Genomic DNA, 12,989 nt, shown 5'->3' on the forward strand with positions numbered 1-12,989 from the left:
CGTGTGGATTGGCTCCTGATGGTAGGAAGCCATCTGGCCCCTCAAGGAGCCAATTTGCAACGATCGCCAGAGCCAATCACACCGCGCCGGCACGCAGCCGGCCTGGCTCAGAACGAGGGCACGACCACCGGCTTGGCCGCCGGCCTGGGCGGCGCGGTCGTGCGGGTGGCCGGCGGGGCCGGCTCGACCTCGGCGCGGCGCCTGAGCTCGGCCTCGCGCAGCGCGAGGTCGGCATGGGCGCGCTCCAGCGCATCACGCTCCTTGCGCAGGCGCTCGGTTTCGGCCTGCTCGGTCGGGCTGGCACAGCCGGCAAAACAGAAGTCGCCGGTGAACGAGCCGTAGCTGAACGGCACCTGCCGCCTGCCGGTGAGCTTCTGGGTGTCGGCCTGCACACCCGCCGACACTTTCTTGACCAGGGCTTCGACGGTCAGGCCCGGCACCTTCATGTTGGCCAGCAGATGCTTGGTGAAAGGGCTGTTGCGCTGGCCGCTCGGGCCGTCGGAGGCGGTGTCGTTGGCGGCGGTGGAGTAGAGCACCAGCGAGCCGGTCGGTGTTTCGCTCACCGGCGCCAGGCCACGCCCGACGGAGCGGGTGAAGCCGCGGGTGAAGGGGCTGTTGCGGCAGGCGTCGAGGATGATGAGGTTGAAGTCGCTGCGCGCTTCTTCGAGTGCGGTCATCACGTAACGCATGCTGATGGTTTCGTCTTCGACGTCTTCTTTTTTCTCGATCGGGGCCTCGGTGGGCACGAGGTAGTTTTCGCCGTCGATCTGCAGGCCGTGGCCGGCGTAGTAGAAAAGGCCGGCGGTGCCCGGGCCGAGCTTGCGGGTGAAATCTTGAACGGTGCGCTTGAAGTCACGGCGGTTGCGTACGTCTTTCACGCACATCACCTCGAACTTGAGTTCGTTGAGCGTCTTGCAGACGTCTTCGGCATCGTTGAGCGTGTTGACCAGCACCGGCACGCCGGTGTAACGCGCGTTGCCCACCACCAGCGCCACACGTTTGGATTCGGCCGCCGTGGCAGGCGCCGCACGGGCGGCCGTCTGGGCCAGGGCCAGGCTCGTGATGCAGGTCGAGCCCAGGAACACGGCCAAGACCCACCCGGAAATAACGCTTGTGCTGATTGTCATAACGCTTTGTCCCGTCGCACGAATCACGCTTGTGCGGTGACGGCCGATCCGGCTCTATCACGTCCCCGTTGCAAAAGATATCCCGGAAGTATCAGTGCTGCATCCACTGTATTGAGGGGAAATTTCACACTCCCAGGGGCTACTATTTTCTGGGCTGTTTTCAACCCCAACCTCTGACTGACGTGGAGCACAACACCATGCAAGAAACTGAACGCTCTGGCTGGCTTTCGTGGCCCAGCCTCCCACGCGGCTGCGTGCTGCTGGCCCTGACTGCCGCCGCCGGCAGCGTACAGGCCCAGGAGTCCAACTTCGGCCTGACCTTCGGCACCAAGGTGTGGGTGGCGGAGTGGTCCACGTGGTTACTCGATGAGAACACCAACAACGATCAAGTCATCAACCAAAAGTCATCCAAGGCGAAAGCCATCGTGATCCCGCAGCTGAGCTTTCGCTACGGCGACTTCATCGGCTCGGTGAGCGGCGCTGTCGCTTCCAAGCACGAGTTCACCCAGCCAGGTTTCACCACCGAATACAAGCGCCGGGAAATGGACGTCAACTTTGGCTACTCCATCACGCCGGGGCTGACCGGGTCGCTGGGCTACAAGAAGTTCGACCAGATCGCACCTTCGGGCGTCAAGATCTATCAGGTGTCGGGCCCGACTCTCGGCGTGAGTGCCGCTTCGGCACTCACCAACGGCTTCTCGGTGTATGGCGCGCTGGGCATCGGCGTGTTCAAGATCAAAGGGGCGGCCGACAGTTCGGCCGACTATTCGCTCAGCGAGGTCGGCCTGGGCTACAGCCTGCCGCTGGGGCGTTTCGTCAAATCGGTGAACTTCAGCGGCGGCTACCGCATGCAAGTGATCAAGGCACGCGGCATCGAGTTGCGCGACACCACCGGCACCTTCGCCTCGGTTACACAGGACGCGCGTGACGTGACCCAGGGCTTCACCCTGGGTGCCGTGTTTGCCTTCTGACGCACCACTGCGCCAGCAGGTCTACCTGCGCTTGCGCGCGGCCATCGAGCAGGGCACCTTCGCGGCCGGCAGCAAGCTGCCCCCCTCGCGCGAGCACGCGCTGGCGCTCGGGGTGGCGCGCAACACCGTGCTGTGGGCGCTGGAGCGGCTGCAGGCCGAGGGTTATGTGGTGGCGCGGGTGGGCGATGGCAGTTATGTCGCGCCCGACCTCGCCGCGCTGCGCGCGCCCGGCCCGCGCAAGGGGTCGATACCGCTGCAACCGAGCACCGGCCTGTCGCAGCGCGGCCGGCTGATCGCCGAGACCGCGCTGCGCTGGCGACCGCCCACCGCCGCCGTCAGCGCCTACCGCATCGGCACCCCGGCGGTCGATGCCTTTCCCTTCGAGCTGTGGTCGCGCCTGGAGCGGGGCTTGCCCGGCCAGGTGCGCCAGGACACCGCGCAGTACCTGTCGCCCGCCGGCCACCCACCGCTGCGCGAAGCGATCGCCCAATGGCTGCTGGTGTCGCGCGGCATCCGCTGCGATTCCGGCCAGGTGCTGGTCACGTCGGGCTCGCAACAGGCCATCGACCTGATCGCCCGCCTCTTGCTCGACCCGGGCGACGAGGTGCTGCTCGAAGACCCCGGTTACCTCGGCATACGCGCCTGCCTGATTGGACATGGCGCGAGCGCCTGCCCGGTGCCGGTCGACGAACACGGCCTGGCCATCGCCGAGGGCGCCGCCCGCTGGCCCAATGCGCGCATGGCGGTCGTGACGCCCACGCACCAATTTCCACTTGGCGTGCACATGGGCCTGTCGCGACGGTTGGAGCTGCTGGAATGGGCACGCCAGCACAAGGCCTGGGTGGTGGAAGACGACTACGACGGCGAGTTCCAGTACGGCACCCACCGCATCCCGGCGCTGTGCAGCCTGCCCCACAGCGAGCGGGTGCTTTACGTCGGCACCTTCTCGAAGACGCTGCACCCCGGCCTGCGCCTCGGCTTCATCGTGTTGCCGGCCTCGCTGGTGGATGCATTTGCCAGCGCCAAGTCGCTGAGCGACCGCCACAGCCCGGGCGCGGTTCAAGAGGTGCTGGCGCGTTTCATCAGCGACGGCCACCTGCTGCGCCACCTGCGGCGCATGCGCGAGCTGTACCAGGAGCGCCAGGGCGTGATGATCGAGTCCCTGCGCAAGGCGAGCGGCGGCGCCTTGCAGCTCGCGCCTGCGGCGCAGGGCATGCACATCGCCCACGAGATCGGGCGCGGCGACGATGCCCGCCTGAGCCGGCGTGCCGGCGAGGCCGGGGTCTACCTGGCGCCGTTGTCTCTGTACTGTGTGCAATCCAGGCGACGCGGCTGGTTGTTCGGCTATGCCGGCTTCGATGCCGGTGCGTTGCGCCACGCAGCACGCACTTTGGCGCCCTTGTTACGCCCCTGACAGAGCCTCGTTGACCCGGCTCGGCAGGCGTGGAACCATCGCTGCCCATGAGCCGCCTCGCCAAACTCGTCTTTTCGAATGACCCCGCCCAGCGGCTGCGCCTGCAGGGCTGGTGGTTTGCCACCTGGTGCTATGCGGCTTATGCGGCCCTGGCCTTCGTCCAGGTGGCCCTGGGCCTGTCGCCGCTGGTGCCCACCGTCTGGCTGGCCACCATGGTGCTGCTCACCAGCGCGGCCTTCTATGTGGCCTTGCGCAGCGGCTGGAACATGCGATTCAAGCGCGACCCGGCGCTCACGCTCGCGCAGCTGGTGCTGGGCATGCTGTATTTCTACGGGATGTACGCACTGGCCGGGCTGGCCTCGGGGGCGGTGATCATCATCACCGCCAGCCACATTGCGTATTCGATGTTCGGCATGAACGTGGCGCAGGTGCGACGCCTGGTGCTGATCTCGCTCTTTGCCCTGGGCGTGACGATCGCGCTCTGCGCGTGGCTGGCGCCGGAGCGCTTTCCGTGGCGGGTGCAGGTCGTGACCTACCTCTATGCCTGCATCGTGGTGCCGCTGATCGCGCGCCTGGCCACGCAGGTGGCTTCGTTGCACGAGCGGCTGCGCTCTCAGCGCACAGAGCTCAAGGTCGCGCTGGCCAAGGTGCAGGAACTCGCCATCTGGGACGACCTGACCCAGGTGCACAACCGCCGCCACCTGATGGAGCAGATGCAGACCGAGTTTCGCAAGCTCGCGCGCAAACCGGCGCCCCTGTGCGTGGCCTTGCTCGACATCGATCTTTTCAAGAGCGTGAACGACCGTCACGGCCACGCCGCCGGCGACGAAGTGCTGCGCCGTTTTGCAGCCTCGGCCAAGGCCATCGTGCGCAACACCGACCTGCTCGGCCGCTGGGGGGGCGAAGAGTTCATGGTGATGTTCCCCGACACGCCGATCCCGCAGGCCGAGGTGGCCCTGCAGCGCCTGCGCGACCACCTGTCGCGCCTGGAGCTGAACGACATCGCCACCGACCTCAAGATCACCTTCTCGGCCGGCCTGGTGCAGGTGGTCGCCACCGACCCGCTTGAGGCCGCCATCGAGCGCGCCGACCAGGCCATGTACCGCGCCAAGACGGGCGGGCGCAACCGCACTGTGCTGGAGTGATCCGCGACGATCTAGCGCGGGCCTACGACAACTCGCTCAGGCCGAACGGGTGTGTGCAAGCGCAGCGACGCACCCTTCAAGCAACGCCCGCGGAACCGGCTTTGCCGGGCCGCCAGGCGGCGCCCCATGGGGGCAGGAGCGAAGCGACTGGGGGGCCTCATCAGTGCAGCGTGACGTTGGAACCGGGAACGCCTTTGGGCCCCGGCGTGGCGTGGCGTGTCGCCCAGCCGCTGGCCCAATGCACAAACTCGCTCGACGGCATCGGCTTGCCCATGTGGAAGCCTTGCGCCTCGTCGCATGACAGGTCGCGAAGCAGGTTCCACACCTGCTCGTTTTCCACGCCCTCGGCCACCACCGTCAGGCCCAGGCCGTGGGCGAGGTCGATGGTCGAACGCACGATGCGCGCGTCGTTGACGTCTTTTTCCATGCTGAGCACGAAGCTCTTGTCGATCTTCAGCTCGTCGACCGGCAGCTTCTTCAAGTAGGCGAGCGACGAGTAGCCGGTGCCAAAGTCGTCGATCGACAGCTTGAAGCCCAGGCCGCTCAGGCGCTCCAGCGTGGTCATCGCTCGCTGCGGGTCGTCCATGATCGCGCTCTCGGTGATCTCGAGGCAGAAGGCCTCGGCCGGCACGATGTGCTTGACCAGCAAGGCCTCGAACTTCTGCGGCAGCTCCACGTCGAGCAAATCGCGGGTGGAGAGGTTGATCGAGATGACGATGCGCATGCCGCCTTCATTCAGCACACGCCACATGCGCGCCGACTCTTCGAACACCCACAGCGTGAGCACGCGGATGAAGCCGGTCTGCTCGGCAAACGGAATAAAGCTCATCGGCGGCACCAGGCCGCGTGTCGGGTGCTGCCAGCGCAGCAGCGATTCGGCGCCCACCACACGGCCGGTGTCGAGAGCGAGCTTGGGCTGCAGGAACAGGCGCAGCTCGTGGTGGTCGACCGCGTGGCGCAGCTCGCTCAGCAGCGACAGGGTCTGCGTGCTGGCGGCGTCGATCGACGGGTCGTACAGCATCGGCCCTTCGCTCTTGCGCTTGGCGTTGTACATCGCCACCTCGGCGCGGCTGAGCAAGGTGTCGGCGTCGCTCGCGTGGTGCGGCCACACCGCCATGCCGAAGCTCGCGCTCATGTCGACGGTCTGGTCTTCGAGCACCATCACGTCGGCAAAGGCCTGGTGCAGACGCAGCGCCACCGCGCGGGTGTGGTCGAGGTCGTTCGCGGGCTCCAGGTCGGCCAGCAGCACCGCAAACTCATCGCCACCCAGCCGAGCCACCAGGTCGCCGTTGCGCACGGCCTGCAACGTCAGGCGCTCGCCCACCGCCTTCAGCATGAGGTCGCCAAAACGGTAGCCAAGCACGTCGTTCACATGCTTGAAGCGGTCGAGGTCGAGCATCACCACGGCGACCGAGCGGCCGTCAGCCTTGCCCAGCGCCATGGCCTCGATCACCGCGTTGCGGAACTGCAGGCGGTTGGCCAGGCCGGTGAGGCTGTCCCAGTACGCGAGCTTGAGGATCTCTTCTTGCTGGCCGGCCACGCTGATGCGCATGCGCTCGAAGCTGTGGGCCAGGTCGCCGATCTCGTCGGTGCTGCGCTGGCCGCCGAGCGGCGTGGCGTAGTCGCCGGCGCCCAGGCGTTCGGCCGCGGCGGCGAGCCGTCGCAACGGCGTGGTGACGTGGCGCGCGGTGAGCACACTGCCCACACCGAACACCGCCACGCTGAGCAGGGTGAGCACGGCCAGGCCCAGCTGCAGCTGGCGGTAGGGCGCCACGGCTTCGTCCACCGAGCGCATCAGCACGGCCGACACCGCGGACCCGCCGGGTTCGGCGAGGGCGACGGCGCGGGCACTGTATTCGCCATCGGGCAGGCGCAGGCTCATCGCCGGCGCGCCAGGCAAGAAGATGTTCTGGCGCTCAAGCGCCATGCGGCCCGCCTGGGGCAGCGTGGAGACGGTGGTCTTCCAGGCCGACTGCGGGTCGCGCTGCACCTCCAGGCTGACATGCAGCGACGACAGCGTGCGCATCTCGTCCAGCAGTCGCTGGTCGACCGGGAAGCCCATCAACACCCAGCCCACCAGCACCGGCGCCCGCAAGGGCACCATCACAAACTGGAAGGGCGTGTTGTTGATCACCACCACGTCGCTGGCGCGCTTGGCGCTGCCGCCGTTGGCGGCCAGGCGGTCCAGCAGAGGCTTCAAACCGCTCACGTCGGGCTGGGCTGCGGCGCGCAGGCGAAAGCTCGTGTCGAGCAAGACGGCCACGCTGGCGCCAATGCGCTCGCCGTGGTTGGCCAGCACATCGGCGATGGTGGCCGCGTCGTTGCTGCTGACGGCCGAGCGAAAGCCGTAGTCGGCCGCCAGCAGGTTGGCGCCTTCGGTCAGCTTCTGGGCGTTTTGATCGAGCACCCGCTTGAGCAGCCGCTCGCCGACCACCAGGTCTTCAGCGACCGCCGCGCGGGCGTTGCGGTCGATGGTGGCGCGGATGGCAAAGAAGCTCAGGCCCTGCACCAGCAGCAGCAGGCCCAGGAAGAGCAGCACGATGCGTGCGCTCAGCGATTTGTGCATCCAGGCGCGCAGGTGAATGGGAAACAGTTTCACGGCGGGCTCGCGGGCAACTTGATCTCGGCCTGGGCGCCAGCTGCGGCCACGCTGAGCAGCACGGGCGCCGCCTCCTGCCCCGCCGGCACGCCGGCGTGCCAGGCGCGCAGCCGGTAGCTGCCGGCGGCCACCCCATCGATGCGCACCGCGCCGCTGGCGCTGGTGCGTGCGTGGTGGGGTGTGTCGACCACCACCACCCAGGCCGCCATGCGGTCGTGGATGTTGCAGCCGAGCACGGCGGCGCCAGGCTTGTCGAACACGACCGGCGTGTTGGGCACGCCGGCGTAGAGCTTCAGCTCGAAGGTCTTGATCGGCGAGAACGAATACACGTGGTGGCGCACGGTGTCGAAATTGGGAAAGTTCACTGCCGTGCCCACCGTCACCACCGTGAGCCGGGGCGTGAACTGGCGCTGGGCCTGGGCAATGTCGACCTGCGCCATCGGTTTGACAGGCAACTTGCCATTGACCGGCTCGAGCATCACCACCGCATCGGCCAGCGGCTGGCCGGCAGCGTCGGTGACGTTCACGCTCACCACCGCGGCGTGTGCCAAGGGGGTGGCGCCGCAGATCACAACAAGGGCAGAACGGCGAATGAACGAAGGCATGGTCGGTGGCGGCACGGGCTGGCCCACCGAATGGCGGGCGCTGCGTGTGGTATCGGCCTCTGACCGGCCCAACTTGAGCCGGCCACCCCGGGGCGTGCAGCAGTTCACACGGGTCATGGCGCCCGGTGGCCTCAGGCGGGCGCCAGGGCCTCGGCGCTGGCGATCACGCCGCCGCCCAGGCAGACCTCGCCGTCATAGACCACGGCCGATTGCCCCGGGGTGACTGCCCACTGCGCCTGCTCGAACCGCAGGCTGAAACCGCCGCTCGCGGTGGCGATGTCGCAGGCAGCGTCGCTCTGGCGGTAGCGTGTTTTGGCGGCGGTGGCGTGCGGGCCGGGGGCGCTTCCGGCGACCCAGCTGGTGTCGTCGGCCACCAGGGTGTGCGACAGCAGCCAGGGGTGGTCGTGGCCTTGCACGATGTAGAGCGTGTTGGCCGCCATGTCCTTGCGCGCCACGAACCAGGGTTCGTGCTCGCTGCCGCCCTTGGCGCTCTTGCTTTCCTTGACACCGCCAATGCCGATGCCCTTGCGCTGGCCCAGCGTGTAGAAGCTCAGGCCCACGTGCTCGCCCACCTGGCGACCGCGGTCGTCCTTGATCGGGCCGGGGGTGTTGGCGAGGTAACGGTTGAGGAACTCGCGGAAGGGGCGCTCGCCGATGAAGCAGATGCCGGTTGAGTCCTTCTTCTTGGCATTGGGCAGGCCGATCTCGGTGGCAATGCGTCGCACCTCGGTCTTGGGCAACTCGCCCACCGGGAAGAGTGTCTTGCTCAGTTGCGCCTTGCTGAGGCGGTGCAAAAAGTAGCTCTGGTCCTTCAGCGGGTCGAGCCCCTTGAGCAGCTGGTGTTCACCGTTGAGCTCTCGCACCCGTGCGTAATGCCCGGTGGCGATCTTCTCGGCGCCCAGGCGCAGGGCGTGGTCGAGGAAGGCCTTGAACTTGATCTCGGCGTTGCACAACACGTCGGGGTTGGGCGTGCGCCCGGCCTGGTACTCGCGCAGGAACTCGGCGAACACCCGGTCCTTGTAATCGGCGGCGAAGTTGACGTGCTCGATCTCGATGCCGAGCACGTCGGCCACGCTGGCGGCGTCGAGAAAGTCTTGGCGCGACGAACAGTATTCGTCGTCGTCATCGTCTTCCCAGTTTTTCATGAAGATGCCGATGACCTCATGGCCTTGCTGTTTGAGCAGGTGCGCACTGACGGCCGAATCGACGCCGCCCGACAGGCCGACGACGACACGCTGGGGTTTCATGCCAGCGATTTTAGGTGGCCGGCCGGCCGAGCGCCGGGCCGCCCCAAGCCGGCCGGCACCCCCGCGGGGGGAGGACGCGTATTTCACGTCCCGGGGGCCGACGTGTCGTGTGGGTGACTTGCAAGGACTTGGCGGCTGGCTAAATTGACCACGCCAGCCTTCTCAGGCCGGCACACGTCTTCAGGGCGGGGCGAAATTCCCCACCGGCGGTAGGCCACTCAGGTGGTGAGCCCGCGAGCGCTTTTCTCTTCTGAGGGAAAAGGTCAGCAGATCTGGTGCGATGCCAGGGCCGACGGTCACAGTCCGGATGCAAGAAGATGTGCTGACGCATGCGCGCTTCGCCGGCCCCCCGGCGTGGGCGTGCGCGTGTTCGCGCGCCCTGAAATGTTTTTCGCCCGGCTTTTTTGCCATCCCACGCGAGGAGCGTTTCAATGTCTCAACACCCCAGCTTCAATGCCTTCCCGTCTCGCCTGCGAGCCGTGCTGCGTGCGCTGCACGCCGGCCGGCCCATGCTCTTGTTCGACGACGACGAACGAGAGAACGAAGCCGATCTGATCGTCGCCGCCGAACGCATCACCGCCGAGACCATGGCGCTCTTGATCCGCGAGGGCAGCGGCATCGTCTGCCTGTGCCTGCCCGACGACGCCTTGAAACGGCTGCAACTGCCGCCCATGGTGTCGCACAACGAGAGCCGCTACGGCACCGCCTTCACGATATCGATCGAGGCGCGCCACGGCGTGGCCACCGGCGTCAGTGCGGCCGACCGGGTGACCACCATCCGCGCGGCGATTGCCGACGATGCCGAGCCCACTGATCTGGTGAGCCCCGGCCACGTGTTCCCGCTGCGTGCGCAGCCAGGTGGTGTGCTGGAACGGGATGGCCACACCGAAGGCTCGGTCGACCTGATGCGTCTGGCCGGGCTGAAGCCCGCGGCCGTGTTGTGCGAACTGATGAACCCCGACGGCAGCATGGCGCGCGGCGAGCAGGTCGACGCCTTTGCGCTGGCGCACGGCCTGCCCACCCTCACCATCGCCGAGATCGTGCAGTGGCGGCGCTCGCAGGAGACGGCCACCACGGGCTGAGTCAGACCATCCGGAAGCTCGCGTTGCCGCGTGCGATCAGGCGCTCGCCACAGACCACGCGGCACTCTACAAACGCGAGCGTGCGCCCCACCTTGAGCACGGTGGGTTGGAACTCCAGGCACTCGCCTTGCTGAGCGGCGTCAATGAAGTCCAGCGCCAGTGACACCGTCACGGCGCTGGCCTTTTCGCCACCGGCTTGTGCGCGCGCCTCGCGCACCGCCGACAAGCCCATCGCGTTGTCGGCCAGCGCGGTGAGGAGCCCGCCATGGGCAAAGCCGCGAGCGTTGCAATGGGCTTCGCGCAGCTCGAGTGCGAGCTGCACCGCGCCCTCGGTTTCACGCGCATAGAGCGGTTCCCACGGGTCGGTGAGCGGGCTGCGTCGGGTGTGTGGCGTGTAGCCGGCGGGCATCATGCGCAGCAGCTTAGCCAGTGGCACGCGACACGGACGTCACGGCGGAGACAACTCAGCTTTTGATCTCGGGCGTGTAGAGCGTGGCGTCCGCCACCACCAGCGACAGTGGGTAGCGCTTGCCGGCCAGGTAATCCTCGATGCAGGTGAGCACCAGGCCACTGCGGTGCCGCTCGCGGCTGGCGCGCAGCTCGGGCAGCGTCATCCACAAGGTGCGCACGATGCCTTCGTCGAGCACCAGCGCCGGGTCGGGCTCGCTCACGGTGCCGCCGTAGGCGATGCGCAGGTAGGTCACGTCTTCGCCGGTGGCGGGCCGCTGGAAGCGCGACAGGTACACACCGACCACGCACGAGGGCCTGAAGTGGCAGGCCGTTTCTTCCAGCACCTCGCGCAGCACACCCTCTGCCGGCGATTCGCCCGGCTCCAGATGGCCGGCCGGGTTGTTGAGCTTGAGGCCTTCGACCGTGTCTTCTTCCACCAGCAGAAAGCGACCCTCGCGCTCGATGATGGCGGCGACGGTGACACTCGGTTTCCAACGCTCAGACATGGCGCGATGGTAGGTGTCGCTGGCATCAGACGTTCTACGGCAAGGCCCCCTCACAATGCGTTACGCTCGCGTGTTTTGTAAGTTTGGCGCAAGTCACTGTTGCGTCGGCGACTGAGGAGTCAGATCCATGTTGATTGGGGTACCGCTCGAGACGATGGCCGGTGAGACGCGTGTTGCCGTCACGCCAGAGACAGCCAAGAAGCTCAAGGCCCAGGGCCACACGCTGCGCATCCAGTCGGGGGCCGGCATGGCCGCCAGCGTCACCGACGAGGCCTACGTGGCCGCAGGCGCTGAAATCACCGACCAGGCCGGCGCCTTCGCCGCCGACTTGGTGCTCAAGGTGCGCTCGCCGCTCGACTCCGAGCTCAGCTTGATGAACACCGGCGCCGCGCTGGTGGGCATGCTCAATCCCTTCGACCGCGACAACCTGCAGCGCCTGGCCGGTGCCGGCATCACGAGCTTCGCGCTCGAAGCCGCACCGCGCACCACCCGCGCGCAGAGCATGGACGTGCTCTCGTCGCAGGCCAACATCGCCGGCTACAAGGCCGTGATGATCGCGGCCGACAAATACCAGCGTTTCTTCCCCATGCTGATGACGGCCGCCGGCACGGTGAAAGCCGCGCGCGTGGTGATCCTCGGTGTGGGCGTGGCCGGCCTGCAGGCCATTGCCACCGCCAAACGCCTGGGCGCCGTCATCGAGGCCAGCGACGTGCGGCCTTCGGTGAAGGAACAGGTCGAGTCGCTGGGTGCCAAGTTCATCGACGTGTCGTACGACACGGCCGAAGAAAAAGAAGCCGCCGAAGGTGTGGGCGGTTACGCCAAGCCGATGCCACAAAGCTGGCTCGACCGCCAGAAGGTCGAGGTGGCCAACCGTGTCGCTCCAGCCGACATCGTGATCACCACCGCGCTGATCCCCGGCCGCGCCGCACCGGTGCTGGTGACCGAAGAGATGGTCAAGGCGATGAAGCCGGGCTCGGTGGTCATCGACCTGGCCGCGGCACAAGGTGGCAACTGCCCGCTGACCGAAGCCAACAAGACGGTGGTGAAGCACGGCGTGACCCTGGTCGGTGAGACCAACCTGCCCGCACTGGTGGCCGCCGATTCGAGCGCGCTCTATGCACGCAACGTGCTTGACTTCCTGAAGCTGGTGTTCACCAAGGAAGGCGCGTTCAACGTGCCGATGGACGACGACATCGTCGCCGCCTGCCTGATGACCCAAGGTGGCGAGGTCAAGCGCAAATGAGCAACCGAGTGATGCTGCGGGCCAAACTGCACCGCGCCACCGTCACCGAAGCCGACCTGCACTACGAAGGCTCGTGCGGCATCGACAGCACGCTGCTGGAGCAGGCCGACATGCGCGAGTTCGAACGCATCGAGCTCTACAACGTCAACAACGGCGAGCGCTTCTCCACGTACATCATCAAGGCCGCGCCGGGTTCGGGCGTGATCTCGCTCAACGGGGCAGCTGCACGCCGCGCGCAAGTGGGTGACCTGCTGATCATCTGCACCTACGCCACGATGACCGAGGCCGAAGCAGCGACCTACAAGCCGAAGGTGCTGTTGCTCGACGAGCGCAACGGCATCAAAGAAATTCGCAAGTTCTGACAATCACAACAGGAGAACGTCGGATGGACATCATCTCGCCGACCATAACCAACCTCATCATCTTCGTGCTCGCCATCTACGTGGGTTACCACGTGGTCTGGACGGTGACCCCCGCGCTGCACACGCCGCTGATGGCCGTGACCAACGCCATTTCGGCCATCGTGATCGTGGGCGCCATGCTCGCGGCCGCCATGACCGAAACGCCGCTCGGCAAGACCATGGGCGTGCTCGCCGTGGC

Annotated in this window: 13 protein-coding genes and 1 riboswitch; of the genes, 7 read left to right on the forward strand and 6 right to left on the reverse strand. The window is 66.9% G+C overall.

Going from position 1 to position 12,989, the window contains the following annotated elements; translation table 11 throughout:
• Positions 1–107 precede the first annotated feature (107 nt).
• Complete coding sequence (locus RMO40_RS19995) at positions 108–1,127, reverse strand: caspase family protein (protein WP_309725120.1); 1,020 nt, start codon at positions 1,125–1,127, stop codon at positions 108–110.
• Between the two features lie 197 nt (positions 1,128–1,324).
• Here RMO40_RS19995 and RMO40_RS20000 point away from each other — a divergent pair, with 197 nt between their 5' ends.
• The 3 genes from RMO40_RS20000 to RMO40_RS20010 are packed head-to-tail and all read left to right on the forward strand — an operon-like array spanning position 1,325 to position 4,657.
• On the forward strand, positions 1,325–2,098 hold the full coding sequence (locus RMO40_RS20000; protein WP_309725122.1) for a hypothetical protein: 774 nt from the start codon (positions 1,325–1,327) through the stop codon (positions 2,096–2,098).
• Positions 2,088–3,512 carry a MocR-like pyridoxine biosynthesis transcription factor PdxR gene (gene pdxR / locus RMO40_RS20005; protein WP_309725124.1) on the forward strand — a complete coding sequence of 475 codons (1,425 nt, stop codon included), beginning with the start codon at positions 2,088–2,090 and terminating at the stop codon, positions 3,510–3,512. The genes RMO40_RS20000 and pdxR overlap by 11 nt, the downstream gene beginning before the upstream one ends.
• A 47-nt stretch (positions 3,513–3,559) precedes the next feature.
• Positions 3,560–4,657: a diguanylate cyclase gene (locus RMO40_RS20010; protein WP_309725130.1), complete on the forward strand. Its 1,098-nt coding sequence runs from the start codon at positions 3,560–3,562 to the stop codon at positions 4,655–4,657.
• 160 nt (positions 4,658–4,817) lie between these two features.
• Here RMO40_RS20010 and RMO40_RS20015 read toward each other — a convergent pair whose 3' ends face one another.
• The 3 genes from RMO40_RS20015 to mnmA form a co-directional block, all read right to left on the reverse strand.
• Entirely contained in the window at positions 4,818–7,256 is a 2,439-nt protein-coding gene (locus RMO40_RS20015) for an EAL domain-containing protein (RefSeq protein WP_309725131.1), read from the reverse strand.
• Positions 7,253–7,807: a methylamine utilization protein gene (locus RMO40_RS20020; RefSeq protein ID WP_309725133.1), complete on the reverse strand. Its 555-nt coding sequence runs from the start codon at positions 7,805–7,807 to the stop codon at positions 7,253–7,255. The genes RMO40_RS20015 and RMO40_RS20020 overlap by 4 nt, the downstream gene beginning before the upstream one ends.
• A gap of 185 nt (positions 7,808–7,992) precedes the next feature.
• Complete coding sequence (gene mnmA, locus RMO40_RS20025) at positions 7,993–9,108, reverse strand: tRNA 2-thiouridine(34) synthase MnmA (RefSeq protein WP_309725135.1); 1,116 nt, start codon at positions 9,106–9,108, stop codon at positions 7,993–7,995.
• Positions 9,109–9,280: 172 nt separating this feature from the next.
• A riboswitch (FMN riboswitch) is annotated at positions 9,281–9,431 on the forward strand.
• A 108-nt stretch (positions 9,432–9,539) separates the two neighbouring features.
• Between mnmA and ribB the strand changes: the two genes are divergently transcribed.
• The gene (gene ribB / locus RMO40_RS20030) at positions 9,540–10,190 is read left to right on the forward strand and encodes a 3,4-dihydroxy-2-butanone-4-phosphate synthase (protein ID WP_309725137.1); all 651 of its coding nucleotides are present in this window, start codon (positions 9,540–9,542) and stop codon (positions 10,188–10,190) included.
• Between the two features lies 1 nt (position 10,191).
• On the opposite strand, the gene RMO40_RS20035 is transcribed toward ribB, so the two are convergent.
• Both RMO40_RS20035 and RMO40_RS20040 read right to left on the reverse strand, forming a co-directional pair.
• On the reverse strand, positions 10,192–10,626 hold the full coding sequence (locus tag RMO40_RS20035) for a hotdog domain-containing protein (RefSeq protein WP_309725139.1): 435 nt from the start codon (positions 10,624–10,626) through the stop codon (positions 10,192–10,194).
• Between the two features lie 28 nt (positions 10,627–10,654).
• Positions 10,655–11,146 carry an NUDIX hydrolase gene (locus tag RMO40_RS20040; RefSeq protein ID WP_309725141.1) on the reverse strand — a complete coding sequence of 164 codons (492 nt, stop codon included), beginning with the start codon at positions 11,144–11,146 and terminating at the stop codon, positions 10,655–10,657.
• Positions 11,147–11,273: 127 nt separating this feature from the next.
• Here RMO40_RS20040 and RMO40_RS20045 point away from each other — a divergent pair, with 127 nt between their 5' ends.
• From RMO40_RS20045 to RMO40_RS20055, 3 genes are all read left to right on the forward strand, one after another.
• On the forward strand, positions 11,274–12,389 hold the full coding sequence (locus RMO40_RS20045) for a Re/Si-specific NAD(P)(+) transhydrogenase subunit alpha (protein WP_309725145.1): 1,116 nt from the start codon (positions 11,274–11,276) through the stop codon (positions 12,387–12,389).
• Positions 12,386–12,751, forward strand: a complete 366-nt coding sequence (gene panD, locus RMO40_RS20050; protein ID WP_309725147.1) for an aspartate 1-decarboxylase — start codon at positions 12,386–12,388, stop codon at positions 12,749–12,751. Before RMO40_RS20045 ends, panD begins: the two co-directional genes overlap by 4 nt.
• Positions 12,752–12,774: 23 nt before the next feature.
• Positions 12,775–12,989 (forward strand): proton-translocating transhydrogenase family protein (locus RMO40_RS20055; protein WP_309725151.1); only part of this gene is annotated, 215 nt, incomplete at its 3' end.

It is taken from the genome of Rhizobacter sp. (genome assembly GCF_031412075.1).
Lineage (GTDB): Bacteria > Pseudomonadota > Gammaproteobacteria > Burkholderiales > Burkholderiaceae_C > Rhizobacter.